The 25,205-nt window shown below is 70.8% G+C and carries 23 protein-coding genes; 13 read left to right on the top strand and 10 right to left on the bottom strand.

The window, feature by feature from the left end; translation table 11 throughout:
- The first annotated feature begins 239 nt into the window (after positions 1–239).
- Together Mam01_RS15830 and mgrA are read left to right on the top strand one after the other, a co-directional pair.
- Positions 240–2,306 carry a S9 family peptidase gene (locus Mam01_RS15830; protein ID WP_204286086.1) on the top strand — a complete coding sequence of 689 codons (2,067 nt, stop codon included), beginning with the start codon at positions 240–242 and terminating at the stop codon, positions 2,304–2,306.
- A complete protein-coding gene (gene mgrA / locus Mam01_RS15825; protein WP_204286078.1) occupies positions 2,303–3,328 on the top strand; it encodes an L-glyceraldehyde 3-phosphate reductase in 1,026 nt (341 codons plus the stop codon). The genes Mam01_RS15830 and mgrA overlap by 4 nt, the downstream gene beginning before the upstream one ends.
- Before the next feature lie 54 nt (positions 3,329–3,382).
- On the opposite strand, the gene Mam01_RS15820 is transcribed toward mgrA, so the two are convergent.
- On the bottom strand, positions 3,383–5,788 hold the full coding sequence (locus tag Mam01_RS15820) for a lysylphosphatidylglycerol synthase transmembrane domain-containing protein (protein ID WP_239101337.1): 2,406 nt from the start codon (positions 5,786–5,788) through the stop codon (positions 3,383–3,385).
- A gap of 49 nt (positions 5,789–5,837) precedes the next feature.
- On the opposite strand from Mam01_RS15820, the gene Mam01_RS15815 reads away from it, so the two are divergent.
- The 3 genes from Mam01_RS15815 to Mam01_RS15805 all read left to right on the top strand — a co-directional run bounded on the left by Mam01_RS15815 (position 5,838) and on the right by Mam01_RS15805 (position 9,089).
- Positions 5,838–6,275, top strand: a complete 438-nt coding sequence (locus Mam01_RS15815; RefSeq protein WP_204286076.1) for an RpiB/LacA/LacB family sugar-phosphate isomerase — start codon at positions 5,838–5,840, stop codon at positions 6,273–6,275.
- A gap of 111 nt (positions 6,276–6,386) precedes the next feature.
- Positions 6,387–8,432, top strand: coding sequence for a molybdopterin-containing oxidoreductase family protein (locus Mam01_RS15810; RefSeq protein ID WP_204286075.1), 2,046 nt, complete (start codon positions 6,387–6,389; stop codon positions 8,430–8,432).
- Between the two features lie 207 nt (positions 8,433–8,639).
- On the top strand, positions 8,640–9,089 hold the full coding sequence (locus Mam01_RS15805) for a hypothetical protein (RefSeq protein WP_150936706.1): 450 nt from the start codon (positions 8,640–8,642) through the stop codon (positions 9,087–9,089).
- Between the two features lie 3 nt (positions 9,090–9,092).
- On the opposite strand, the gene Mam01_RS15800 is transcribed toward Mam01_RS15805, so the two are convergent.
- Together Mam01_RS15800 and Mam01_RS15795 are read right to left on the bottom strand one after the other, a co-directional pair.
- Positions 9,093–9,470 (bottom strand): VOC family protein, encoded by a 378-nt coding sequence (locus Mam01_RS15800; RefSeq protein WP_204286074.1) that lies wholly within the window; start codon positions 9,468–9,470, stop codon positions 9,093–9,095.
- Between the two features lie 58 nt (positions 9,471–9,528).
- Positions 9,529–9,774, bottom strand: coding sequence for a CBU_0592 family membrane protein (locus Mam01_RS15795; RefSeq protein WP_150936701.1), 246 nt, complete (start codon positions 9,772–9,774; stop codon positions 9,529–9,531).
- A 222-nt stretch (positions 9,775–9,996) separates the two neighbouring features.
- Between Mam01_RS15795 and Mam01_RS15790 the strand changes: the two genes are divergently transcribed.
- Positions 9,997–11,820, top strand: coding sequence for an acyl-CoA dehydrogenase (locus tag Mam01_RS15790; protein WP_204286073.1), 1,824 nt, complete (start codon positions 9,997–9,999; stop codon positions 11,818–11,820).
- Here the strand turns inward: Mam01_RS15790 and Mam01_RS15785 are convergent.
- From Mam01_RS15785 to pdhA, 7 genes are all read right to left on the bottom strand, one after another.
- On the bottom strand, positions 11,817–13,307 hold the full coding sequence (locus tag Mam01_RS15785; RefSeq protein ID WP_204286072.1) for a sodium:solute symporter family protein: 1,491 nt from the start codon (positions 13,305–13,307) through the stop codon (positions 11,817–11,819). The two genes, Mam01_RS15790 and Mam01_RS15785, sit on opposite strands and share 4 nt — an antisense overlap.
- A gap of 392 nt (positions 13,308–13,699) precedes the next feature.
- Positions 13,700–13,993, bottom strand: a complete 294-nt coding sequence (locus Mam01_RS15780; protein ID WP_150936695.1) for a Dabb family protein — start codon at positions 13,991–13,993, stop codon at positions 13,700–13,702.
- Between the two features lie 137 nt (positions 13,994–14,130).
- The gene (locus tag Mam01_RS15775; RefSeq protein WP_204286071.1) at positions 14,131–15,030 is read right to left on the bottom strand and encodes a hypothetical protein; all 900 of its coding nucleotides are present in this window, start codon (positions 15,028–15,030) and stop codon (positions 14,131–14,133) included.
- A gap of 76 nt (positions 15,031–15,106) precedes the next feature.
- Positions 15,107–15,253, bottom strand: coding sequence for a hypothetical protein (locus tag Mam01_RS15770; protein WP_204286070.1), 147 nt, complete (start codon positions 15,251–15,253; stop codon positions 15,107–15,109).
- 339 nt (positions 15,254–15,592) lie between these two features.
- A complete protein-coding gene (locus tag Mam01_RS15765; RefSeq protein ID WP_204286069.1) occupies positions 15,593–17,032 on the bottom strand; it encodes a dihydrolipoamide acetyltransferase family protein in 1,440 nt (479 codons plus the stop codon).
- A 13-nt stretch (positions 17,033–17,045) separates the two neighbouring features.
- Positions 17,046–18,020 carry an alpha-ketoacid dehydrogenase subunit beta gene (locus Mam01_RS15760; RefSeq protein WP_204286068.1) on the bottom strand — a complete coding sequence of 325 codons (975 nt, stop codon included), beginning with the start codon at positions 18,018–18,020 and terminating at the stop codon, positions 17,046–17,048.
- The gene (pdhA, locus tag Mam01_RS15755; RefSeq protein WP_225311858.1) at positions 18,017–19,108 is read right to left on the bottom strand and encodes a pyruvate dehydrogenase (acetyl-transferring) E1 component subunit alpha; all 1,092 of its coding nucleotides are present in this window, start codon (positions 19,106–19,108) and stop codon (positions 18,017–18,019) included. The genes Mam01_RS15760 and pdhA overlap by 4 nt, the downstream gene beginning before the upstream one ends.
- 446 nt (positions 19,109–19,554) lie before the next feature.
- Here pdhA and purS point away from each other — a divergent pair, with 446 nt between their 5' ends.
- The 7 genes from purS to Mam01_RS15720 all read left to right on the top strand — a co-directional run bounded on the left by purS (position 19,555) and on the right by Mam01_RS15720 (position 25,146).
- Positions 19,555–19,800 carry a phosphoribosylformylglycinamidine synthase subunit PurS gene (gene purS, locus Mam01_RS15750; protein ID WP_204286066.1) on the top strand — a complete coding sequence of 82 codons (246 nt, stop codon included), beginning with the start codon at positions 19,555–19,557 and terminating at the stop codon, positions 19,798–19,800.
- Positions 19,801–19,973: 173 nt separating this feature from the next.
- The gene (locus tag Mam01_RS15745; RefSeq protein WP_150936680.1) at positions 19,974–20,423 is read left to right on the top strand and encodes an ATP-binding protein; all 450 of its coding nucleotides are present in this window, start codon (positions 19,974–19,976) and stop codon (positions 20,421–20,423) included.
- A gap of 194 nt (positions 20,424–20,617) precedes the next feature.
- A complete protein-coding gene (purQ, locus tag Mam01_RS15740) occupies positions 20,618–21,301 on the top strand; it encodes a phosphoribosylformylglycinamidine synthase subunit PurQ (protein ID WP_150936678.1) in 684 nt (227 codons plus the stop codon).
- A complete protein-coding gene (gene purL / locus Mam01_RS15735) occupies positions 21,301–23,580 on the top strand; it encodes a phosphoribosylformylglycinamidine synthase subunit PurL (RefSeq protein ID WP_444980302.1) in 2,280 nt (759 codons plus the stop codon). The genes purQ and purL overlap by 1 nt, the downstream gene beginning before the upstream one ends.
- Before the next feature lie 189 nt (positions 23,581–23,769).
- On the top strand, positions 23,770–24,054 hold the full coding sequence (locus Mam01_RS15730; RefSeq protein WP_204286064.1) for a hypothetical protein: 285 nt from the start codon (positions 23,770–23,772) through the stop codon (positions 24,052–24,054).
- Positions 24,051–24,476 carry a type II toxin-antitoxin system VapC family toxin gene (locus tag Mam01_RS15725; protein WP_239101336.1) on the top strand — a complete coding sequence of 142 codons (426 nt, stop codon included), beginning with the start codon at positions 24,051–24,053 and terminating at the stop codon, positions 24,474–24,476. Before Mam01_RS15730 ends, Mam01_RS15725 begins: the two co-directional genes overlap by 4 nt.
- 112 nt (positions 24,477–24,588) lie before the next feature.
- Positions 24,589–25,146, top strand: a complete 558-nt coding sequence (locus tag Mam01_RS15720) for a DinB family protein (RefSeq protein ID WP_204286063.1) — start codon at positions 24,589–24,591, stop codon at positions 25,144–25,146.
- Positions 25,147–25,205 lie beyond the last annotated feature (59 nt).

Here is a 25,205-nt window from a genome sequence, read left to right as displayed (position 1 = left end):
TCCGACCCCGATGCAAACCGCACATCAGGACAAGATCCAGGAGAGTACGAGAGGCGGCCGGCGAACCGACCCACGCACGCCAAGACAACCACCCAGGTGATCGAAGAGGAGTGCGCCGGACCGCGCCGACATCACAAGATTACCAGGCTCCGGCAGCACCATGACCCGAATGGCCAGAGCGCGGTGCGGAGGAGCCGTGGCAGGACCGTCCCGAACATAGACTTCTGCGGGTGAGCGACATGCCGCCTGTAGCGAAGAAGGTTCCTTTCGAGCGCAGCCACCACGGTGACACCGTGGTCGACGAGTACGCGTGGCTGCTCAAGAAGGACGACCCCGACACCATCGCGTACCTGGAGGCGGAGAACGCCTACACCCAGGAGACGACAGCCCATCTTGAGGATCTCCAGGAGACGATCTTCAAGGAGATCAAGGGCCGGACCCTGGAGACCGACCTGTCGGTGCCCACGCGCAAGGGCGCCTGGTGGTACTACTCGCGCACCGAGGAAGGCAAGCAGTACGGCATCCAGTGCCGGGTGGCCGCCGACGGCGACGACCCGCCGAAGCTGGAGCCGGGCGAGTCGCTCCCCGGTGAGCAGGTGCTGCTGGACGGCAACGAGCTCGCGGGTGACAGCCCCTTCTTCTCCATGGGCACGAGCGCGGTCAGCCCGGACGGCACGAAGCTCGCCTACTCCACCGACTTCTCCGGCGACGAGCGGTTCACGCTCCGGTTCAAGGACCTGGAGACGGGCGAACCGCTCGCGGACGAGATTCCCGGGGTCTTCTACGGCGGCGCCTGGTCGGCCGACGGCTCCACGTTCTTCTACACCACCGTGGACGACGCCTGGCGTCCGTACCGGATCCACCGGCACACCCTCGGCCGCACCCCCGGCCAGACCGGCCAGAACGAGGACGTCGTCGTCTACCAGGAGGACGACGAGCGTTTCTGGGTGGGCATCGGGCTGACCCGCAGTCAGCGCTACCTCGTGCTCACCTCGGGCAGCAAGATCACGAGTGAGGTCAGGGTGCTCGACGCGAGCACCCCGAACGGCGAGTTCGCCGTCGTGCGGCCGCGGCGGACCGGCGTCGAGTACGGCCTGGAGCACGCGGCGGACGGGTTCCTCATCCTCCACAACGACGGCGCCGTCAACTTCGAGCTGGCCACCGCCCCCATCGACGATCCGGGCACCTGGACCCCGCTGATCGAGCACAGGGACGACACCAGGCTGCTCGACGTGGACGCCTTCAGGGACCACGTCGTCGTGCACTTCCGCCGCGACGGCCTCACCGGCGTCCGCGTCCTGCCGGGCGACGGCGGCGACCCGTACGACATCTCCTTCCCCGAGCCGTTGTACGACGTCGCGCCCACCGGCAACGCCGAGTTCGAGACGGGCCGGCTGCGGCTCGGCTACACCTCGATGGTCACCCCGCCGTCGGTGTACGACTACGACCTGCGGTCGCGCGAGCTGATCCTGCTCAAGCAGAAGGTCGTGCTCGGCGGCTACGACCCGGACGACTACGAGCAGTTCCGCGAGTGGGCCACGGCCGACGACGGCACCAGGATCCCGATCTCGATCATGGTGCGGAAGGGCACGGGCCGGCCCGCCCCGACCCTGCTGTACGGCTACGGCAGCTACGAGTCCTCCATCGACCCCTACTTCTCGGTGGCCCGGCTCTCGCTGCTCGACCGGGGACTGGCCTTCGCCATCGCGCACGTGCGGGGCGGCGGCGAGATGGGCCGCCGGTGGTACGAGGACGGCAAGCTGACCCGCAAGAAGAACAGCTTCACCGACTTCGTCGCGTGCGCGCGCCACCTCAAGGCCGCGGGCTGGTCGAGCCGGGTCATCGCCAGAGGCGGGTCGGCGGGCGGGCTGCTCGTGGGCGCCGTCGCCAACCTCGCGCCGGAGGAGTTCGCCGGGATCGTCGCCGAGGTGCCGTTCGTCGACGCCCTGAACACGATCCTCGATCCCTCGCTGCCGCTGACGGTGACCGAGTGGGACGAGTGGGGCGACCCGCTGCACGACCCCGAGGTTTACGCCTACATGAAGAGCTACTCGCCGTACGAGAACGTCGACGGCCGGCCGTACCCGCCGATCCTGGCGACCACCAGCCTGAACGACACGCGGGTGTTCTACCACGAGCCCGCCAAGTGGATCGCCCGGCTCCGCGACAGCGCGACGGGCGGCCCGTTCCTGCTGAAGACCGAGATGGGCGCCGGCCACGGAGGCCGCAGCGGCCGTTACGACGCCTGGCGTGAGGAGGCGTTCGCGCTCTCCTGGATCCTCGACCGAGTTGGAGTGACCGAGTGAGCTATGTGGCAGCCGAGGGCCGGTACGGGCCCATGCCGTACAACCGGACCGGACGAAGCGGGCTGAGGCTGCCCGCCGTGTCACTCGGGTTATGGCACAACTTCGGCGACGACAAGCCGATCGAGACGCAGCGGGCCATCCTCCGCCGGGCCTTCGACCGCGGGGTCACCCACTTCGACCTCGCCAACAACTACGGCCCGCCGTACGGCTCCGCTGAGATCAACTTCGGGCACCTCTACCAGCAGGACTTCGCGAGGTACCGCGACGAGCTGGTCATCTCGACCAAGGCGGGCTACGACATGTGGCCCGGCCCGTACGGCAACTGGGGATCGCGGAAGTACCTGCTGGCGAGCCTCGACCAGTCGCTGAAGCGGATGGGCCTCGACTACGTCGACATCTTCTACAGCCACCGCTTCGACCCCGAGACGCCCCTGGAGGAGACCATGGGGGCGCTCGCCCACGCGGTCCGCTCGGGGAAGGCGCTCTACGCCGGCATCTCGTCCTACTCCCCGGAGCGGACCCGGCAGGCGGCGGCGATCCTGCGGGACATGGGCACGCCTCTGCTCATCCACCAGCCCTCCTACTCGATGCTCAACCGCTGGATCGAGAACGGGCTGCTCGACGTGCTGGAGGAGGAGGGCGCCGGCTGCATCGCGTTCTCGCCGCTGGCCCAGGGCATGCTGACCGACCGCTACCTCGACGGCGTCCCGGAGGACTCGCGGGCGGCGCAGGGCAAGTCGCTCGACCCGTCGCTGCTGTCGGAGGAGAGCCTGCGTCACGTCCGGAGGCTGAACGAGATCGCCGGGCGGCGGGGCCAGTCGCTGGCGCAGATGGCGCTGGCCTGGGCGCTGCGCGACCGCCGGGTGACGTCGGTGCTGATCGGCGCGAGCAGCGTGGAGCAACTCGACGACAACCTGGACGCCGTCGGCCGGCTCGACTTCGATCAGGAGGAACTGGACGCGATCGACAAGGACGCGGTCGACTGCGGCATCAACCTCTGGGCCGCCTCCAGCGCCGAGTGACCGTTCCGACGTGACCCCCGCGCGCCGTTCCGGGCGGCCGCGGGGAGGAGCGGGTCAGAGGGCGTTCTTGCGCTGGAGGTAGGCGAAGGAGGCCCAGCCGGGGAGCACGGGCAGCCAGAACGTCATCAACCGGAACAGCAGCACCGCCGAGGTGGCGACCGTGGCGGGCAGCCCGGCGACCGTGAGGCCGACCGACAACGAGGTCTCCACCGCGCCGAGGCCGCCGGGCGTCGGAGCGGCGGACCCGATCGCGTTGCCGGCGAGGAACACCACGGCGACGGCCGTGAACGCCACCTCGCCGCCGAAGGCGTGCACACAGCCGGCCAGGCAGATCACGAAGCTGAGCGTGAGCAGCAGCGTCCCGGCGACGGCCTCCAGGACCTTCCGCGGCGACTGCACGATGTCGAGCAGCCGGGGGATCACGCCCGAGAACATCGCGCGCACGCGGGTGGTGACCACCCGGCGCAGCGGCCGGATCGCGAGCAGGATGAGAAACAGCACGGCCACGCCGAGCAGCACCATGAGGAGCCCGCGCGACGGGGTCAGGGACGGCGCGGCCTGGGTGCCGGTCAGGTAGCCGAACAGCAGCAGCAGCGAGATGTGGATGGTCAGGCCGATGAGCTGGGACGCTCCGACGCTCGCCACGGCCGCGCCGGGCGGCACCCCGCGCTTCTGGAGATAGCGGGTGTTGATCGCGACTCCGCCCACCGCCGCGGGCGCGACCAGCTTCACGAACGACCCGGCGAGCTGGGCCAGGATCGTGTGCCCGAGCGGCAGCGGCTCGGGGACGAAGCCGCGCAGCATGACCGCGGCGGCCACGTAGCTCAGCGCGGCCGCCGCCAGCGCGACCCCGCTCCACGCCCAGTTGGCCGTGGTGACGACGGAGACCAGGTTGACCTGGCTGAGCTGGGGCAGCAGCAGGTAGGCCGCGATCACGCTCAGGATGATCGTGACGAGGGTGCGGGGGTGGAACCGCTCCAGCCGCACCTCCTCCACCTCTGCCTTGGGCTTCAGCGCGACGATCTGCTCGCGGAGCGCGGGCAGCAGGTGCTTGTCCCGGCGGGCGGCGGTCCGGGTGTCGCGGCTCAGCGCGATCCGCTGGAGCAGCGGCATCGCCCCCGCCAGGGCGTCCTCCCCCAGCGCCGTCGCCGCCGACCGCACCGAACGCTCGGCTCCCACCCGGGTGCCGAGGTAGGCGAGAAGCTGGGCGATGTCGAGCCGCAACAGTAGGTCGCCGGCCGCGATCTCGCCGCTGCGGGCGTCGACGAGGTAGACCTCGCGGGCCGCGTCGACGTGGATGCTCTCACCGGTGAGATGGCGGTGGGCCAGGCGGTGGGCCTGCAGCAGCCGCACCTGCTCCCACATCCGCGCGAGCAGTTCGTCGTCGAGGTCCTCGTCGTCCAGCTCGCTCACCGGCCGGGTGTCCACGTGCTCGTAGGCGAGCAGCGCGGCCTCGGTGCCGACCTCGCTGGTGCCCAGCAGGCGCGGCAGCCGTACGCCCGCGGCCTGCGCGGCGTACGCCATGAGCGCCTCGCGCTCCAGCTCGGCGCGCAGCGAGCGGATGGCCCGGCGCCGGGTCTCGTTGTTGAGCAGGAAGCGCCGCCACAGCCGGTAGAGGACCCCCGCCACCTGGCGGTCCCGGTCGAGGACGGTCACGTCGACGGTGCGGTCGCCGGTGATGCCGATGAGGTAGCGGCGGCTGCCCGAGCTGTCGTCCTCCACCCGGCGGGCGCTGACCGGCGTGAACCCGAGCCTGCGCAGGGCGGCCAGCACGGCGCTGCCCGGAGGCCGGGTGTTGGCGCTGCCGATGCCGTACAACGTGCCGAAACCGACGGCGAGGCCGACGACGTACGTGAGGATCACGCCGAGCGCGGTGACCTTGGTGGCGGTGAACAGCGCGAACACGTCGAGACCGAGCGCGACCCACATGAGCGCCCGCCAGTGGGGGCGCCGCGACATCCGCACCGCCGTGGCGTAGGCGATCGCGGGGGTGAGCACGGTGTTCAGCGGCTCGACGTCCCGGTTGCCGGTGAGCAGCTGCCTGAGGTCCGCGGGGCCGGACTGCACCAGCCACTCGCCCAGCGCGTACGAGACCAGCAGGGCGAGGATCGCGGCGATCAGCCCCTGGGTGACGCGCATGCCGTCGCGGTGGAAGACCCGCTCGACGGCGAACGCCACGGGGACGACGAGCACGGCGACGCCGCCCAGCAGCCCGGCGGCGCCCGACAGCACCTCGGGCGCGCGGCCGGTGCCGGTGTGGACGTCGGACTCCAGGCCGTTGAGCGTCCGCTGCAGGGCCAGGGCCAGCAGCACGACGGCGGCGAGGGCCAGCAGCGTGAGCAGGAACCGCAGGGCGTCCGAAGGGCGGCGGATCCGCTGCGGCAACAGAGGCTCGACGACCAGGACGACCCCCGAGCCAGGGGTGTCCAGTGTTAGGTCCTGCTCCTTGATGCCTCTCACCACCAGCGATTCTGTGCGATCTTCGCACTCAGTGTCCAGAATTAATGGCATGTATATATCCCTGGCCTCGGACAGCCTCGACGGGATCGCGCCGGTGCTGGCCGCCGAGCTGGAAAGGCGCGGCCATACAGTCACACTCTATGGAGCGCTGGCGCCGGACGGCCGGGCCGATTGGGCCTGGTGTTGCTCCAGCGCCGCGAGGGACGTGGCGGAGGGCCGGTCGGACCAGGCCGTCGTCTGCTGCTGGACCGGCACCGGCGCCGCCATCGCGGCCAACAAGGTGGCCGGGGTGCGGGCGGCGCTGTGCGCCGACGCCGTCACCGCCGCGGGCGCCCGGAAGTGGAACGACGCCAACGTGCTCGCGCTCAGCCTTCGCCTGACCTCCCGGCAGGTGCTGACGGAGATCCTGGACGCCTGGTTCGCCGCCGCGCCCAGCACCGAGCCCGAGGACACCGCCAACATCGCGTACCTGCGGGAGATCCGCTGAGCAGCGGGGACGGAGAGAGGACGCGGCGGGGCGGGAGGGCGGGGACAGCGGAGGGCGTCGGCGGAGGACGCGGCGGGGGGACGGCTGACGGCGGCACGCTAACGTCGGGCCATGAGCACGTCGCTACCCATCCTCGGCGCCTGTCCGCTCGACTGCCCCGACACCTGCTCCTGGGTCGTGACCGTGCGCGACGGCGAGGCCGCCGCGCTGCGCGGCAACCACGACCACCCCTACACGCGCGGGGCCCTGTGCGTGAAGGTGAACCGCTACCTGGAGCAGGTCCGCGCGGCGGACCGGATCCTCCACCCGCTGAAGCGGGTCGGGCCGAAGGGGTCCGGCCGGTTCGAGCGCGTTCCCCTGGACCAGGCGCTGGCGGAGATCGCGGCGAGGCTGACGTCGATCGTGGAGGAGCACGGCGGCGAGGCGATCTGGCCGTACCAGGGCACCGGGACGCTCGGGTACGTCCAAGGCGAGACGGGGCAGGCCGGGCGGCGGTTCTGGAACGTCCTCGGCGCGTCCCGGCACGACCTCAACATCTGCGCGCGGGCGGGCAACGACGGCCTGCGGTACGTCAACGGGACCCCCGGCGGCATGGACCCGGAGACGTTCGCCCAGTCGCGGCTGATCCTGCTGTGGGGCACCAACACGCTGACCAGCGGGCACCACATGTGGAAGTTCGTCCAGGACGCCCGGGCCGCCGGGGCGTACGTCGTCGCGATCGACCCGGTTCGTACGCGCACGGCCGACCAGGCGGACGAGCACCTGCCCATCCGGCCCGGCACGGACGCCGCGCTCGCGCTCGCCCTGCTGCACGTCGTGCTGGAGGAGGGCGCCGAGGACCGCGCGTACATCGAGGAGCACACGACCGGCTGGGACGAGTTCGAGGCGGAGATCCGCCGGCATCCCCCGGCGCTCGTCGCGGAGATCACCGGGCTGCCCGAGGAGCGGATCAGAGCCCTCGGCGTACGGCTCGCGCACACGCGGCCGACCGGCATCCGGGCCACGATGGGCATCCAGCGGCACGAGGGCGGCGGGACCGCGATGCGGACGATCGCCTGCATCCCCGGCGTGACCGGCGACTGGCGGCACCCGGGCGGCGGGGTGGCCTACTCCACCTCGGCGTACGCGCCTGCCGGTCCCGACCCGCGCGACGACCTGCTCCCCCATCCGGTGCGTACGCTCACGATGACCCGGCTGGCCGACGGGCTGGACGAGTCGGTCAAGTGCCTGTGGGTCTACGCGGCCAACCCGCTCGGCTCGACCTCCGACCAGAACCGGATCAGGGCGGCGCTGGCGCGGGAGGACCTGTTCACGGTGGTGATGGAGCAGTTCCCCACCGACACGGCCGACTACGCCGACTACGTGCTGCCAGCGACGATGCAGATCGAGCACCTGGATGTGCACCACGGCTACGGGCACATGTACATGGTGTGGAACGAGCCCGCCGTCGCGCCGCCGGGCGAGTGCCTGTCCACGACCGAGACGTTCCGCCGGCTCGCCCGGCAGATGGGCCTGACCGAGCCGTCCCTGTACGACACCGACCTCGAACTCGCCGGTCAGACGCTCGCCCAGGCCGGGATCCCGCTGGAGGAGATCCGCAAGCAGGGCTGGGCGCGGCTGCCGGCGGCCGACCCGTTCGTGCCGTTCACCGACGGCTTCCCGACGCCGAGCGGCCGGCTGGAGTTCGCCTCCGAGCGGGCCGAGGCCGCCGGGCTGCCGCGCGTCGCGGGATACGTTCCCTCGCTGACGGCCCGTACGGCTCCGGCCGACCGGCCGTACCCGCTCGTGCTGGTCACTCCGGCGTCGCACACGTTCCTGAACACGATTTTCGGCAACAACCCCGAGCTGCGCAGGCGGTCGAAGGGCCCGCGCGTGCTGGTCAACCCGGCCGACGCGGCGCCGCGCGGTCTCGTGGACGGGCGGGCCGCCCGCGTCTTCAACGGCAACGGGGAGTTCCGGGCGTACGTCGAGGTCAGCGACCGGGTCGCGGCGGGGGTGGTGGCCGCGCCCAAGGGTCACTGGCCGAAGCACGCGGCCGGGGCCAACCCCAACGCGGTGGTCGACGAACGCGACGCCGACATGGGCCGGGGCGCGGTCTACCACGACAACTTCGTCGACGTCGCCCCGCTGCCGGAGGGGACGGCCCTGGAGGGGTGAGCCGCCGCCCGGTGCCGCCGGGCCGGGATGCCGGGACCGGGGTGTCGGGACCGGGGTGTCGGGACCGGGGTGTCGGGACCGGGGTGTCGGGACCGGGGTGTCGGAGCCCGGGAACCGGGGTTCCGGGGGACCTGCCCAGGGGGCGTCAGGGGATGCTCAGGGACTTCCCCGATGCCGCCGGACGACCTGGACAGGCACGCTGTAACCATGAACGAACTCACCCGAATGGACGAGATGTCCCTGGCCGGCGCGGCCCTGCGCGGCGCCCCCTGGCGAGCCGCGGCGACGGCCGGCGGGGCGGTCGCCGCCACGAGCTTCATCCTGGGCGTCATCCTGCCCGGACCGGCGGACCTGACCTGGGCCCTGTGCTCGGGGATCACCCTGTTCGCCCTCGTCGCGGGGATCGGCTCGATCTCCAAGCCGAACGTGGGCGACCGGGTGACCCGGCAGGCCCGCCACTGGGCGTTGCGGCACCCCTGGCGCTTCTCGCTCTACCCGGGGCTCGGCGCGGCGGCCCTGATGTATCCCGTGCAGCTCGTGATCGACCGCGAGGGCGTCTTCGGCGCCGCCTGGGACGCGCTGTGGGGCGGCCTGCTCGTGCTGCTGGTCACCGCCGTCTTCACGCTCTCCATGCGGAACCGGGCCAAGGGCGCCTGAGTCTCAGGACTCCCGCTCCGCCGCGCTGCGGCACACGCAGAGTTCGTTGCCCTCGGGGTCGAGCAGCGTGACCCAGCCCGTGCCCTCGGGGGTGCGGTGGTCCTCATACGGCTTGGCCCCGAGCGCGAGCAGCCGCTCGACCTGCTGGTCGCGGGTGCCGTCCCCGGTCGGGTTGACGTCGAGGTGCAGCCGGTTCTTGACCGTCTTGCCCTCGGGCACCCGGATGAAAAGCAGATGCGGAGGACCGTCCGGGCGGTCCAGCATGACCTCGTCGTCTTCGGGCTCGGAGTCGGCGAGCGGCCAGCCCAGGGCCTCGCTCCACCACTGGGCCAGCTCGTACGGCCGGGCGCAGTCGAAAGTCACCGTGTGGATCTCAAGCATGCGCCCACCCTAACCAGCGGCCCACCCAACCGCGACACCATCAAAGGTGTCAAGCCGGTTATGTGACCATCCGCCGCGGCCGGAGCGATCGGACGAGGCCGGCCGCGGAGACCACGGCCCACACCCCCTCCAGCAGCAGGAACCCCCAGTCGGCGTCCGCGTACGCGAGCCAGGCGAGCACCGCCGAGCCGACGAGGTTGAGCGTGAGGTAGATCTTCGACCGGCCGTCCAGGACGTTCAACTGGGAGAGCAGGAACGCGCCGAGGACGAGTACGGCGCCGGCGATCTGCAGAAGCTGGTTCATATCCCTTCGCCCGCCGTCTTCGCCGCTCCGGGTACGGCAGGCACCTCGTCCGGGAGGACCGCGAGCCGCGCCCCTCACAACCCCAACATATCTGTTGTGCGGGAAGATTCGCGCGATCTGTGGTGGAGGCCATGGATATGCCGGGTTACCGACGGGTAGCATTCGGGCTAGAGTTACCGACCAGTACGTTACCCCCGGGTCTGGTTCTAGGAGCGCACACAGATGGGTCACTACAAGAGCAACCTCCGCGACCTGGAGTTCAACCTCTTCGAGGTGTTCGGGCGCAGGGAGATCCTCGGTACCGGCCCCTTCGCCGAGGTCGACGAGGACACCGCCCGCAGCGTGCTGGACGAGGTGAACCGGCTGGCCACCGGGCCGATCGCCGACTCCTTCGAGGACGCCGACCGCCACCCGCCCGTCTTCGACCCGGCCACCCACGACGTGACCATGCCGGAGAGCTTCAAGCGGTCGTACCAGGCCTGGGTGGACGCCGAGTGGTGGCGCCTTGAGCTGCAGCCGGAGCTGGGCGGCACGCCCGCTCCGCGCAGCCTTGTATGGGCGATGGCCGAGATGGTGCTCGGGGCCAACCCCGCCGTGTGGATGTTCGCCTGCGGCCCCGCGTTCGCCCGCCTGCTGTTCGAGCTCGGCACCCCCGAGCAGAAGCGGTTCGCCGAGATGGCCGTCGAGCGGCACTGGGGCGCGACGATGGTCCTGACCGAGCCCGACGCGGGCTCCGACGTCGGGGCCGGCCGTACGAAGGCGATCGCGCAGCCCGACGGCACCTGGCACATCGAGGGCGTGAAGCGCTTCATCACCAGCGCCGAGCACGACATGGCCGAGAACATCTTCCACCTCGTGCTGGCCCGTCCCGAGGGCGCCAAGCCCGGCACCAAGGGCCTGTCGATGTTCCTCGTGCCGAAGTTCCTGGTCGACCTCGAGACCGGTGAGCTGGGCGAGCGCAACGGCGTCTACGTCACCAACGTCGAGAAGAAGATGGGCCTCAAGGTCTCCACGACCTGCGAGCTCACCCTCGGCGAGAAGCACCCGGCGATCGGCTACCTGGTCGGCGACACACACGACGGCATCCGGCAGATGTTCATGGTCATCGAGCACGCCCGCATGATGGTGGGCGCCAAGGCCATCGCCACGCTCTCCACCGGTTACCTGAACGCGCTGGAGTTCGCCAAGAACCGCCTCCAGGGCGCCGACCTCACCCGCGCCGGCGACAAGACCGCGCCGCGCGTGCCGATCACCCACCACCCCGACGTCCGCCGCGAGCTCATGCTGCAGAAGTCGTACGCCGAGGCCATGCGGGCGCTGGTGCTCTACACGGCGACGATCCAGGACCAGATCCAGATCGCGGAGTTCGAGGGCCGCCGCGACGAGGCCGCCGAGGCGCTCAACGACCTGCTGCTCCCACTGGTCAAGGGCGTCGGCTCCGAGCGGTCGTACGAGCTGCTCGCGCGCTCGCTGCAGACGCTCGGCGGCTCGGGCTTCCTGCAGGACTACCCGATCGAGCAGTACATCCGCGACTCGAAGATCGACTCGCTGTACGAGGGCACGACCGCGATCCAGGGCCAGGACCTGTTCTTCCGCAAGGTCCTGCGGAACCAGGGCGCGGCGCTGGGGTCGCTGCTCGGCGAGATCAAGGCGTTCGCCGCCTCAGGGGCGGGCAACGGACGGCTGAAGGTCGAGCGGGCGCTGCTCGACGAGGCGGCCGACGAGGTGAAGGCGATGGCCGACACGATGGCCGGCTGGGCGATCTCCTCGATGGAGACGCCGCGCGAGGTCTACAAGGTCGGGCTCAACACGACCCGGTTCCTGATGGCGCTCGGCGACCTGGTCCTCGGCTGGCTGCTGCTGCGCCAGGCCGAGGTGGCGCTGAACGCGCTGTCCGTCTCGGAGCAGGACAAGGACTTCTACACGGGCAAGGTCGGGGCGGCGGCGTTCTTCGCCCAGACCGTCCTGCCCCGCCTGGCCGCCGAGCGCCGCGTGCTCGCCGCCACCGGGCAGGACCTCATGGACCTGCCCGAGAGCTCCTTCTAGGGTGCGGCGGTCGCGTCGGTGTTGACGGTGGTGAGCAGTTCCTCCCGCTCGGGGGTGTTCTCCGGGCGGAGGAAGCCGATGACCGTGAAGAGCACCAGCGAGGTGGCCACCGGCGCGGCCGTCGCCACGGCGGTCGAGACGCCGCTCACGCCGTAGTTGGTGAGCCAGAAGACGAACAGGCCGGCGGCCCACGAGACCAGTGCGGCCGTCGGCCCGGACCGGCGGAACGCCGGCAGCATGCCGAGCAGCAGCGGGATCGAGATCGGGCCGATGAGCCCGGCCACCCACTTGATGACGACCGTGATGATGTCCTTCAGCACCGGGCTGTTGACCTGGGTCGCCACAGTCATCGACAACGCGATGAACGCGACCGTGGTGACCCGGGCCGCGATCAGGCCGGCCCGGGTGTCCCAGGCGCGCGCCGCGCGGGACAGCACCGGGATCACGTCGCGGGTGAAGACCGAGGCGATCGCGTTGGCGTCCGAGGACGCCATCGCCATCGTGTGCGAGAAGAAACCGGCGATCACCAGGCCCAGCAGGCCGTGCGGGATGAGCTGGGTGGTCAGCAGCGCGTAGGAGTCGCTGGCGTCGGGCTTGTTCGCGTGGACCAGCAGCGGCGCGGCCCACATCGGGAAGAACAGCAGGAGCGGCCAGACCGCCCACAGCGCGGCCGACAGCCGGGCGCCCCGGGCCGCCTGCCCCGGCGTCGGCGCCGCCATGTAGCGCTGGGCCTGGTTCCACATGCCGCCGTTGTACTCGAACGTCTTGATGAACAGGAACGCCAGCAGGAACGTCACGGTGAACGGCCCGTTGAGCGGCTGTGCGTGCCCGGCCGGGAGCCGGTCCCATAGGCCGCCGATCGCGTCGACGCCGCCGAGCCTCCCCAGGACGGCGACCAGCATGACGACGCCGGCGAGCAACTGGATGACGAACTGCCCGAAGTCGGTGAGCGCGTCGGCCCACAGGCCGCCGACCGTGCAGTAGACCGCGGTGACCGCGCCGGTGATGAGGATGCCCTGGTTGAGCGACAGGCCGGTGAACGTGGACAGCAACGTGGCGATCGCGGCCCACTTGGCGCCGACGTCAACGATCTTGAGCAGGCCGCCGGACCACGCGAGCGCCTGCTGCGTCGGCACGTTGTAGCGCCTCGCGAGGAACTCCAGCGGCGAGCTGACCCTGAGCCTGGAACGGATCCGGTTCAGCCGCGGCGCGAACAGCACCGAACCGGCGGCGATGCCGATCGCGATCGGGAAGGCCCAGGTGACATAGGAAGTGACGCCGTACAGGTAGGCGACCCCGGCGTACCCGGTGAACATGACGGCGCTGTAGCCGGACATGTGGTGCGAGATGCCGGCCAGCCACCAGGGCATCTTGCCGCCGGCCGTGAAGAAGTCGCTGATGTCGCCGATGCGGCGGTGCGAGTAGATGCCGATCGCCACCATCACGACGAAGTAGCCGCCGAGAACGTACCAGTCCACGTGGTTCACGCGCGTCGAACCTCCGGCTGAACGCGCGGCACTCCGTTCCGGCAACCGCCTGGCTCCGTAACGATGCGCTCGTCTTACCGCCGCGGTCAATGGCGGGTACGCAGGTCACAGCCGCAGGGCGGGGAGGCGACAGTCAGCGGCCCAGGTCAGGATGCGTTCATGTTTGTGAACACACTTCGCGTATCTGAATCGTTATCGGGCGCGGCCTTGATCCCGCACAGAGCAGGGGGTGAAAGTGTGCGGCGAGACGAGATTTCAGCAAGCGGCACAGTACGGACCTGTCACCGCCTGGCATCGGTGATCGTCCGGCAGGGCACGTGCGCGAACGGCGGGACGAGCGGCGCTGTCCGCTCGCCCTCGGTCGTTCCGTGCCCGGGGCGCGTTGCCCCGGATCAGACCGCGTACTGCACGGCCGTGCGGGCGGCGAGGATCGGCGCGATGCACTCCTCGACCACCGCCAGGTGAGCCGGGTGGTCCCGGTAGACGACGTAGTCCTCCGGGGAGTCGAAGAGGGCCGTCACGGCGAAGGAGAAGTTGCCCTGGTTGACGCCCGCGTCCGGGCCGATCTGGTAGCTCCGGATCTCGGGGATGACGCCCGGCAGCTCGTTGAGCCGCCTTTCCACCTCGGCGCCCTGCTCCTCGGTGGCGTCGTCGGTCCACTTCAGCAGCACGATGTGGCGGAACATGCACTCTCCCTGGGACGGGACGCACGCGGCCCGGTGACCGCGCTCTTCACGGCGCTCATCCTCTCATCCCTCGCGCCGGGTGATCTCCCGCACCCCCGCCGTCTCCGGCGACGTGGGTGTCTTCGACAGTGAGGGCGTCAGAGCCACTGGCACTCGACGGAGGCCCGGCCGCGCCGTGCCACGAGCCACTCGCCGAAGGCGGCCTCACCCGCCGCCGCGAGCGTCTCCGGATCGTCCCGCGCCGCCCGGCGCTCCAGCACGACGCCGGTCAGAAAACCGTCGCCGTACGGGACCGGGCCCACCAGCGTGTCGAGACCGGCGTGGCGCAGCGGCGCGGGCAGCTCCCCGGCCCACCGCTCGCCCACCGTCACCACGGCCTGCCGGTAGCCGGTCAAGGCGGTGACGCCGCGGAGCAGCTCGCCGTTCACCGGTTCCGAGCCCGTCACCCACAGGGCGCGTACGCGGTCGAAGTCGGCGCGGTGGGAGGCGAGGTGGCCCGGCCCGAGCTCGGCCTGTTTGCGCCGCCGGAAGCGGCGCCGCCGCGCGATCCCGGCGACGAGCGCCTCGAACTGCTCCCCGGACCACGGCGTCTCGGCCAGCCAGGCCAGCGTGGCGGCCCGGTCGTGCAGGCCGCGCCGGGCGCGAAGCTCCGCCACGGCCTCCCGCAGGTCGCCGTCCTCCAGCGGCTCGACGTCCTCCACGAGCTCACGCGGAGGGATGCACCGCTCGGCGACCTCGTCCGGTCCGTCCGGCCGAGGTCGCTCGCCTCGGGGCACCGACAGCGCCACCACCCCGCCGTCGGGATGGCGCAGCAGCAGGCGGAACTCGTCGCGGTCGCCTGGGACGAGGCGGGGGCCGGCGCCGGGATGGCGGCCGGCCCACTCCTCGATCGCCTTCCCCGCCTCGAAGAGAGGCGTGGCACGACGGCTCAGGGCGCGCAGGATGTCCGCGCCCTCGGCGAGTACGGCGGCGAACCCGGCGATCGTCGCCGCTCCCCCGTCTCGCGTCGCGAGCGGGCCGTGGTCTCCACGAATCACGGTAGGGAGGCTAGGAACCCGTGCTTGAGTGTCACTGGTTCCGATCTTGCAGACGGCTTGTACGCCCCGGGCCGCCTCAGGTCTCGACGCTGATGCCGGGCATGGGGCAGAGCATCTCGCCGTCGGTGTGGAAGTGCTTTGACGCCTTCCAGGGAACCGTGGAGGCGAGGACCGCCACCGCGAGGGAGCGCACCACCGAAGGTGCCGTTATTCGCATGCTCATTGACGACTCCCGCAGTATCGGTGGATTTCGGGGTAACGGAAGTTTTTTTGTCAGCCGTGCCGTTCATTGCGGCGTGTGCAGAGCCGACGACGAACAACGGATAGCGCACCGCGCGTCGCCAGAAGGCGGTTCACCCACTCGCCCGGTTTTCGTTGAGCCTTTGGCGTTCATTTTCCCGGCCCTTCTCACGGGCCTTCTTTCTCATGGCGAAGGTCCGCCTCCCCGGGGAGGGGAGGCGGACCTCTGGTCACTACTTCGCGGCCCTGCCGGCAGGAAGGGCCGGAGACCGCCACCGGTCTCCGGCCCTTCAGCGAATCGCGTGCGGGGGAATCGTGTGCGTCAGCTCCAGGCGAGCATGCGCAGAGGGTCCTCCAGCATGGCGCCGACGTCGCGCAGGACGTACGAACCGAGTTCGCCGTCGACCACGCGGTGGTCGAACGACAGTGCCAGCGTGGTCACCTTCCGGACCGCGAGCTGCCCGTCGACCACCCAGGGCATGTCCCTGATCTGCCCGATGGCGAGGATCGCCACCTCTCCCGGATTCAGGATCGGCGTTCCGGCGTCGACGCCGAAGACCCCCACGTTGGTGATCGTGATCGTGCCGCCGGTCAGCTCGGCCGGCTGGCACTTCCCCGCCCGCGCCCGCTCGGTGAGCTCGCCGAGCGCCCGCGCCAGGCCGGGCAGCGACATCGCGTCGGCGTCCTTGATATTCGGCACGATGAGGCCGCGGTCGGTGGCGGCGGCGATGCCGAGGTTCACGTAGTGCTTGACCACGATCTCCTCGCCGGTCCACGAGGCGTTCGCCATCGGGTGCCGCTTCACCGCCGTGATCAGCGCCTTCGCCACCAGGAGCAGCGGCGACACCTTGACCTCGGCGAACTCGGGCAGTGTCCGCAGCCGCCGTACGGCCTCCATCGTCTCGGTCACGTCGACCTGGAGCCACTCCGTCACGTGCGGAGCCGAGAACGCGCTGGCCACCATGGCCTGCGCGGTCGCCTTCCTGACTCCCCTGACCGGGATGTACTCCTCCCGCGCCCCTGCGGCCACCGAGGTCGCCGGGGCGGGCGCCGCCACCGCGGCCTCCACGTCGGCCCGGGTGATCGACCCCTGCGGGCCGGTGCCGGTGAGGGCCGTCAGGTCGACGCCGAGGTCCCTGGCGAGCTTGCGCACCGGCGGCTTCGCCAGGACCTGAACCCGGGCCGAGGCCGCGTGCCCGTTCGCGGGCGCAGAGGGCGAGGCTGGCGGGGTGGCCGCGGGGGCCGGTGGGGTGTACGCGGCCGGGGCCGGCGCAGCAGGGGCGGTGGAGGTGCGGGCGGCCGAAACAGGAGCGGACGAAGCGGGAGCGGCCGAAACAGGGGTGGACGGAGCAGGAGCGGGCGGGGCGGGCTTGCGGGGACGGCGGCGGGTCGCGGACGTCTTCACGCCGTACCCGACGAGCACCGGCTGGCGCTTCTCCTTCTTCGGCTCGGCGCCGTCTTTCACGTCCGGCACCAGGTCGTCCGCCAGCGCCTCCCGGCCGGCGTCGGCCGGGCCCTCGCCGTCGCCCGTACGGACCGAGATGATCGGGGCGCCCACGTCGACCGTCTGGCCCTCGTCTGCCATCAGGGCCGACACCGTGCCCTCGTACGGGCAGGGCAGCTCGACCACGGCCTTGGCCGTCTCGATCTCCACGATCGTCTGGTTGATCTTCACGGAGTCGCCCGGGGTGACGTGCCACCTGACGATCTCGGCCTCGGTCAGCCCCTCGCCGACGTCGGGGAGCCTGAACTCGCGGAGCATCAGATCTCTCCCCTCAGTACGCGAACGAGCGGTCGACGGCGTCGAGCACCCGGTCGAGGTCGGGCAGGTAGTGCTCCTCCAGCCGGGACGGCGGGTACGGCGTGGAGAACCCGCCCACCCGCAGCACCGGGGCCTCCAGGTGGTAGAAGCAGCGCTCGGTGACCCGCGCCGCGATCTCGGCCCCGAACCCGGTGAAGACCGGGGCCTCGTGGACGACCACGCAGCGGCCGGTCCGCGTCACCGACTCGGTCAGCACCTCGGCGTCCAGGGGGTTGAGCGAGCGCAGGTCGATCACCTCGATGTCCCGTCCCTCCTCCTCGGCCGCCGCGGCGGCCTCCAGGCAGGTCTTCACCATCGGCCCGTACGCCACGAGCGTGACGTCCCGGCCGGGCCGTACGACGCGGGCGCGGTCGAGCGGCAGGCCGGGAGCGGCGAGGTCCACCTCGGCCTTGTCCCAGTAACGGCGCTTGGGCTCGAAGAAGATGATCGGGTCGTCGCAGCGGACCGCGTCCTGGATCATGGTGTACGCGTCGGCGGGGTTGGAGCACGCGACCACCCGCAGGCCGGCGGTGTGGGTGAAGTACACCTCCGGCGACTCGGAGTGGTGCTCGACCGCCCCGATGCCGCCGCCGCAGGGGATGCGCACGACCACCGGCAGCTTCAGCGTGCCGAGCGACCGCAGCGGCATCTTGGCGAGCTGCGTGATGATCTGGTCGGCGGCGGGGAACACGAACCCGTCGAACTGGATCTCGCAGATGGGCCGGTAACCGCGCAGGGCCAGGCCGATCGCCGTGCCGATGATCCCCGACTCGGCGAGCGGCGTGTCGATCACGCGGTCCTCGCCGAAGTCCTTCTGCAGGCCGTCGGTCACCCGGAAGACGCCGCCGAGCTTGCCGACGTCCTCTCCCATCAGGAGGACCTTGGCGTCGTCCTCCATCGAGCGGCGCAGTCCCTCGTTCAACGCCTTGGCGAGAGTCAGTGTGGTCATCGCTCGAATCCCGCCAGGTAGGTCAGATACTGCTCGCGTTCCTCGTCGAGGAGTGCGTGGGCGCCCGCGTACACGTGATCAAAGATAGCCCCGGGCGGCGGGTCGGGCAGCGCGAGGCACCGGTCGCGCACGTCCTTGCCGAGCGCGTCGGCCTCCGCGTCGACCTTCTCGAAGAACTCCTGGTCGGCGAGCTCGTTCTTGAACAGGTACGCCTTGACCCGCTCGATGGGGTCCTTCAGCTTCCAGGCCTCCAGCTCGTTCGCGAGGCGGTAGCGGGTGGGGTCGTCGGAGGTGGTGTGCGCGCCCATCCGGTAGGTGAACGCCTCGATCAGGGTCGGGCCCTGTCCCTCGCGGGCGTTCCGCAGCGCGGCGCGGGTCACGGCCAGGCAGGCGAACACGTCGTTGCCGTCGACCCGGATGCCGGGGAAGCCGAAGCCCGACGCCCTCTTGTAGAGGGGGATCTTCGACTGCTTCTCCAGCGGCTCGGAGATCGCCCACTGGTTGTTCTGGCAGAAGAACACCACCGGGGCGTTGAACACCGAGGCCCAGATGAAGGACTCGTTCACGTCGCCCTGGGAGGTCGCGCCGTCGCCGAAGTAGACGATCGCCGCGGAGTCCCCGCCGTCGCGCTGGATGCCCATGGCGTAGCCGACCGCGTGCAGGGTCTGGGAGCCGATGACGATCGTGTAGAGGTGGAAGTTGTGCTCGGCCGGGTTCCACCCGCCGTTGTTCACGCCGCGGAACAGCGCGAGCAGGTTGACCGGGTCGACGTCGCGGCACCAGGCCACGCCGTGCTCACGGTAGGTGGGGAAGGCCATGTCGGCGCCGGTGAGCGCCCGGCCCGACCCGACCTGCGCGGCCTCCTGCCCGAGCAGGGACGCCCAGAGGCCGAGCTCGCCCTGCCGCTGGAGCGCGACGGCCTCCAGGTCGATGCGGCGTACGAGGACCAGGTCGCGATAGAGGGAGCGGACCTCTTCGGCGGTCAGCTCGATGTCGTAGTCGGGATGCTCGACCCGCTCTCCCTCGGGGGTGAGCAGTTGGACGAGCTCCGGGGGTGCGTCGGCACCGCGAGGGGCGTGGGCTGTCACATGCCGCTCCTGTGCGTCTCTTGCCCCCCACAGGTGGGGTCGCCACCGCCGGAGGGCCGGATAGGGTCGGCGCACGGTCGCGGGGGTGGGGCGACCGGTCGCATATGCGGACATCGTGGCAGAACTCACACCCCTACGCGCAAGACCCCGCCTCCTCCTGTCCACACCTCTCCGATTCCCGGGGTGTGAGGCGCCACACCCCTCCGCCTCGCGGCCACGTCCTTCGCGTGGCCCGTCGCATGACCCGCGGCGCGGCCCGTCGCGGGACTGTGTGGCCCACGTCGCATGACCCGCGGCGCGGCCCGTCGCGGGACTGCGTGGCCCGCCGCGCGGCCCGTCGCGAGCGCGTCGCCGGGCCGCCACTAGGCTTGACCCCGAAAACGGACCCACCTGAAGTTGGCGGGCCCCCGAAAGCCGGCGGGTCCACCCGAAATTGGAGGCACATCGTGGCGCGCGTCATCGTCGACGTCATGCTCAAGCCGGAGATCCTCGACCCGCAGGGCCAGGCGATCGCCCGGGCGCTGCCGCGGCTCGGCTTCTCCGGGGTCTCCGAGGTGCGGCAGGGCAAGCGGTTCGAGCTGGAGCTGGACGGGCCCGCCGACGAGGCCGCCCTTTCGGAGGTCCGAAAGATGGCCGAAACCCTGCTGGCCAACACGGTGATCGAGGACTTCGCGATCAGCATCGCGGAGTGAAGTGGTGCATTTCACACAGCCGTGCCCCTGACTTCTCCCTCGTAAATGGGACATAGGTCGTCTTAAACCCACCCATGAGGCACGCCCCGAATAACAGGACCGTGATTTTGCGGTTAGCCCTGATTCATCGGGGAAGCCTACCGTGGTGACCTTCGACACCGGGGAGGGGTCCGGTGGATATTGAGTTCTCGCTGGCCATGCCGAGGGATGCGATCGGCATCCCGATGGTCCGCCGTGTGGTGGGGAACGCGCTCCGGTCGCTCGGGGTGACCGAGGAGTGCGTGTCCGACATACTCCTGGCCACGTCCGAGGCGTGCGCCAACGCCGTCAGGCACGGTGGACCGGCCAACCGTTACGAGGTCATGGCCACGATCGGCAACGGCCGATGTGAGTTGCGCGTCGCCGACGGCGGCCAGGGGCTGCACATGATCCCCCGGCAGCACCCGCCGGCGGAGACCGAGCACGGCAGAGGAATCCTGATCATGCGGGCCGTCCTGGACGACCTGTCCTTCGACATCACGCCCGGCCGCGGCACGACCGTGCGGATGTGCAAGGAGCTCGACTGGGCCGAGGACGCCATCGCCCACCATCTCACTCTCGACCGCCACCTGGCCGGGGTCTGAAGGCTCCGGCCACCGGCCGCGCCGGCGCACGGCGCGGCAGGTGTGGCGCATGACGCGGCCCGATCGGTTCGGGGCTCCGCCAGAGCGGCTGATTTGGCGGCTCCGATACTCTGAGGTGTACCGCCACTGACCGCCGTCCGGCACATGAGACGGTGACGTCCGGCCTGGCGGCGATCCTTGGAGGGAACACAGTCATGAGCGCTGCCCGGGTGGGCGTCGTCACCTTCCCCGGAACACTCGACGACCAGGATGCCGCGCGAGCCGTACGGCTGGCCGGAGCGGAGGCCGTGCCGCTGTGGCACGCCGACCACGACCTCAAGGGCGTCGACGCCGTCTTCCTGCCCGGCGGGTTCTCCTACGGCGACTACCTTCGCTGTGGGGCGATCTCCCGGTTCTCCCCCCTCATGACCGAGCTGATCCCGGCCGCGCAGGCCGGGCTGCCCGTGCTCGGCACCTGCAACGGCTTCCAGATCCTCTGTGAGGCGCACCTGCTGCCGGGCGCGCTGACCCGTAACGAGGGCCTGCACTACATCTGCCGCGACCAGCGCATCCGCGTCGAGAGCACGCGTACGGCCTGGACCTCGGACTTCGCGGACGGCCAGGAGATCGTGCTGCCGATCAAGCACGGCGAGGGCCGCTACGTCGCCGACGCCGCCACGCTGGCGGCGCTGGAGGGCGAGGGCCGGGTGGTCTTCCGCTACGCCGGCGGCAACCCCAACGGCTCGCTCAACGACATCGCGGGGATCGCCAACGAGGCCGGGAACGTCGTCGGCCTCATGCCCCACCCCGAGCACGCGGTCGAGGACCTGACCGGCGCGCCGAGCGTGGACGGCCGCGGCTTCTTCACCTCGATCCTCAAGAGACTGGTGAACGCGTGATGACCGGGAGCGGTGAGCGACCAATGAACACCGACAGCGTGAAGCGCGCGCAGGAGACGCCCGGCGAGCGCCAGCCGTACGCCGAGCTGGGCATGAAGGACGACGAGTACCAGCGCGTACGGGAGATCCTCGGGCGGCGGCCGACCGGCTCCGAGCTGGCGATCTACTCGGTGATGTGGAGCGAGCACTGCTCCTACAAGTCGTCGAAGGTCCACCTGCGGCAGTTCGGGACCAAGGCGCCCGAGTCGGAGGCCCTGCTCGTCGGCATGGGCGAGAACGCCGGCGTGGTCGACATCGGCGACGGCTGGGCCGCCACCTTCAAGATCGAGTCGCACAACCACCCGTCGTACGTCGAGCCGCACCAGGGCGCCGCGACCGGCGTCGGCGGCATCGTGCGCGACATCATGTCGATGGGCGCCCGGCCGATCGCGGTCATGGACTCACTGCGCTTCGGCGGGGCGAACCAGCCCGACACGCGCCGGGTGCTGCCGGGGGTGGTGGAGGGCATCAGCCACTACGGCAACTGCCTCGGCCTGCCCAACATCGGCGGCGAGGTCGTCTTCGACCCCTGCTACATCGGCAACCCGCTGGTCAACGCCCTCTGCGTCGGCCTGCTGCGCAAGGACCAGATCAAGCTCGCCACCGCCCCCGGCCCCGGCAACAAGGTCGTGCTGTTCGGCGCGCGTACCGGCGCGGACGGCATCGGCGGCGCGTCGGTGCTCGCGTCGGCCACCTTCGAGGACGAGTCGCAGGCCAAGCGGCCCGCCGTACAGGTCGGCGACCCGTTCATGGAGAAGCTGCTGATCGAGTGCTGCCTGGAGCTCTACCAGGCGGACGTGGTCGTCGGCATCCAGGACCTCGGCGCGGCCGGGGTGTCCTGCGCGACCACCGAGCTGGCCGCCAAGGGCACCGGCGGCATGCGGGTGGACCTGAACCTCGTCCCGCTGCGCGATCCCTCGCTGCGGCCCGAGGAGATCCTGATGAGCGAGTCGCAGGAACGCATGATGGCGGTCGTCACACCCGACGACATCCCGGCCTTCATGGCGATCTGCGACAAGTGGGACGTCCCGGCGACCGTGATCGGCGAGGTCACCGACTCCGGCAGGCTCGTCATGACGTGGGACGGCGAGGTCATCGTCGACATCCCGCCGGGCACCGCCGCCGACGAGGGCCCGGTCTACGAGCGCCCGTTCCACGAGCCCGCCGGGCAGGCGGCGCTCAACGCCGACGGCCCGGAGCGCCTGCCGCGGCCCACCGACCTGCGCGAGACCCTGCTCACCCTGCTCGGCTCGCCCAACCTCGGGTCGAAGGAGTGGGTGACCTCGCAGTACGACCGGTACGTGCGGGGCAACACCGTCCTGGCCCAGCCCGCCGACGCCGGCATGCTGCGGATCTCCGAGGCGATGCCGGGGGCGGAGGAGACCACCCGGGGCATCGCGCTGGCGACCGATGGCAACGGCCGCTACGCCCGGCTCGACCCGTACAGCGGGGCGCAGCTCGCGCTGTCGGAGGCGTACCGGAACGTCGCCGTGACCGGCGCGAAGCCGCTCGCGGTCACCAACTGCCTCAACTTCGGCTCGCCGGAGGACCCCGAGGTCATGTGGCAGTTCTCGGAGGCCGTACGCGGGCTCGCCGACGCCTGCCGCACCCTCGGCGTGCCGGTCACCGGCGGGAACGTGTCGTTCTACAACCAGACCGGCTCGACCCCGATCAACCCGACCCCCGTGATCGGCGTGCTGGGCGTGATCGACGACGTGGCACGGCGGGTCAGGCCGGGCTTCCCGGAGGCCGGCCTGCGCGTGCTGCTGCTGGGCGAGACCCGCGAGGAGTTCGGCGGCTCTGAGTGGGCGCATGTGGTCCACGGCCACCTGGGCGGGCTGCCGCCCCAGGTGAACCTGGAGGCCGAGCGCGCCCTGGGCGCGGTGCTGGCCGAGGCGGCGGCCCGCGGGCTGCTGGAGGGCTCCCACGACCTCTCCGACGGCGGTCTCGCGATCGCCCTGGCCGAGGCGTGCCTCTCCCGGGGCGTCGGCTGCACGGTGACGCTGCCGGGCGACGACGCGTTCACCGACCTGTTCAGCGAGTCGGCCGCGCGTGCGCTCGTGTGCGTCCGGCCGGAGGCGTTCGACGCGTTCGCCGACCTGTGCGCCCGGTACGAGGTGCCCTGCTCCGGGCTCGGCCTCACCGGCGGCGACGCGTTCGTGGTCGAGGGCGTTCTCGACGTCCCGGTCGAGGAGCTTCGCGAGGCCCACACCTCGGCCCTGCCCCGCGTCTTCGGCTGATCGTTACCCGAGGCCCTTCCGGACACCCCGTCCGGAAGGGCCTCGGCCTTGGGGTGCCGACCTGGTCAGGAGCCGGGACTCGAAACGCGGCGCAGTCTTCGAATCGCTCGAAATTCGACGGCGCGGACGGCACGCTCAGCCATCTCCCGAACTCCGCCCGTCCGACCAGGCGTGTCGTACACTCGAGGTGTGGCGTCTCCCGCGCATGACGGACTGCATGACCTGGTCGACAGGCTCCCTGCCCACCAGGCGCGGCGCCTGCTGCATTTGGTCGAGATTGATCCTGAATTGTCCAGCTACATACCCGGTACGTTCACGCCCGGTCGCGAATCTGCCGACGTCGAAGAAGCGCCCGTCCCCGCACGAGAAGCGCGCCGACGCATCCTGTTCGCGGGAATTCTCGACGACGGCCCTGCCGATTTGGCGGAACGCGCTGAAGACTATCTTCATGAGCACTTTACTAGTCGAGCGTGAGAACCCTGCTTGATACCGGCCCGCTCGTGGCCGCCGCTCACCGCGGCGACAAGCACCACCAAGTGTGCGTACGCCTCTTGGAAGAGCTTCCCGGGCCGCTTCTACTACCCGTACCTGTTCTGATCGAGGCTTGCCGGCTGATCAACAAGTACGGTGGACCTTTGACTCACGCGGCTTTCCTCGATCACCTTCACACCACCACGAGCACCGGCGGCTTCAGCCTTGTCTCCCTCACTCCCGCGGATGTGAATCGCATGGCCGAACTGGTGCGCGCCTATCCGGCCCTACGCCTCGATCCCGCCGACGCTTCGGTGATCGCGATGGCCGAACGTCTCGGCGTACGGCGGATCGCCACCCTCGACCGCCGCGACTTCTCTGTCGTCCGCCCTCGCCACTGTCTCACGCTGACTCTGCTTCCCTAGTTCCGGTCGGTTCTATGAGGGACACCAGCCCATGCCGGCGGTTGCCGGTCTGCGGGCAGTGGCGAGGAAAATCGCTGGCGGGACGGGTGACCGGGGGAGCAGCATGAGCACGATGAGCGACGAACCCCAGCGGTGGACTCAGGCGACCGTCTATTCGGACATGTGGGTGGATCCGGCTGACGATCCCCGCGAGAACGCCGAAGCCAGTCCGGAAGGCGAACTGGCCACACTGCGGGACTACCTGAAGAACTACCGGCTGACCCTGCTGATGAAGTGCGAGGGTCTCAGCGCGGAGCAACTGGCCCGCCGGTCGGTGCCGCCGTCGACGATGTCGCTGCTCGGCCTGCTCCGGCACCTCGCCGAGGTGGAGCGGGACTGGCGCGGCTGGATCCTGCCCGGCGACCCGCTGCCGAAGCTGTACGGCCCGGGTGGGGACTTCGGCGGAGCGGTCGCCGATCAGGCGGTGGTCGACGCCGCGTACGCCGACCTCGCCCGCGAGCAGGCGGCCACCGACGCCGCGCTGGCCGAGCACCCGGATCTCGGCGTGCGTCTGGGGAAGGACGCCATCCCCGTCCGGGACCTGCTGGTGCACCGGATCGAGGAGTACGCCCGGCACTGCGGCCACGCGGACCTGCTGCGGGAGTGCGTCGACGGCCGCGTGGGCCAGTAGGACGCGGGTCGGTAAGACGCCGGTCTATGACGCGGGTCGGTGAGGCGTGGGCAGGTGAG

This window comes from Microbispora amethystogenes, assembly GCF_016863015.1.
GTDB classification, from domain to species: Bacteria; Actinomycetota; Actinomycetes; order Streptosporangiales; family Streptosporangiaceae; genus Microbispora; species Microbispora amethystogenes.
This window is presented reverse-complemented; position numbering and strand designations above follow the sequence as displayed.

Coding starts and splice junctions, on each gene's coding strand:
- Mam01_RS15830 (WP_204286086.1), top strand. CDS start 240: ATGCCGCCTGTAGCGAAGAAGGTTCCTTTCGAGCGCAGCCACCACGGT.
- Mam01_RS15815 (WP_204286076.1), top strand. CDS start 5,838: ATGTATATATCCCTGGCCTCGGACAGCCTCGACGGGATCGCGCCGGTG.
- Mam01_RS15810 (WP_204286075.1), top strand. CDS start 6,387: ATGAGCACGTCGCTACCCATCCTCGGCGCCTGTCCGCTCGACTGCCCC.
- Mam01_RS15805 (WP_150936706.1), top strand. CDS start 8,640: ATGAACGAACTCACCCGAATGGACGAGATGTCCCTGGCCGGCGCGGCC.
- Mam01_RS15800 (WP_204286074.1), bottom strand. CDS start 9,470: ATGCTTGAGATCCACACGGTGACTTTCGACTGCGCCCGGCCGTACGAG.
- Mam01_RS15795 (WP_150936701.1), bottom strand. CDS start 9,774: ATGAACCAGCTTCTGCAGATCGCCGGCGCCGTACTCGTCCTCGGCGCG.
- Mam01_RS15790 (WP_204286073.1), top strand. CDS start 9,997: ATGGGTCACTACAAGAGCAACCTCCGCGACCTGGAGTTCAACCTCTTC.
- Mam01_RS15780 (WP_150936695.1), bottom strand. CDS start 13,993: ATGTTCCGCCACATCGTGCTGCTGAAGTGGACCGACGACGCCACCGAG.
- Mam01_RS15770 (WP_204286070.1), bottom strand. CDS start 15,253: ATGAGCATGCGAATAACGGCACCTTCGGTGGTGCGCTCCCTCGCGGTG.
- Mam01_RS15765 (WP_204286069.1), bottom strand. CDS start 17,032: ATGCTCCGCGAGTTCAGGCTCCCCGACGTCGGCGAGGGGCTGACCGAG.
- Mam01_RS15760 (WP_204286068.1), bottom strand. CDS start 18,020: ATGACCACACTGACTCTCGCCAAGGCGTTGAACGAGGGACTGCGCCGC.
- purQ (WP_150936678.1), top strand. CDS start 20,618: ATGAGCGCTGCCCGGGTGGGCGTCGTCACCTTCCCCGGAACACTCGAC.
- purL (WP_444980302.1), top strand. CDS start 21,301: ATGACCGGGAGCGGTGAGCGACCAATGAACACCGACAGCGTGAAGCGC.
- Mam01_RS15720 (WP_204286063.1), top strand. CDS start 24,589: ATGAGCGACGAACCCCAGCGGTGGACTCAGGCGACCGTCTATTCGGAC.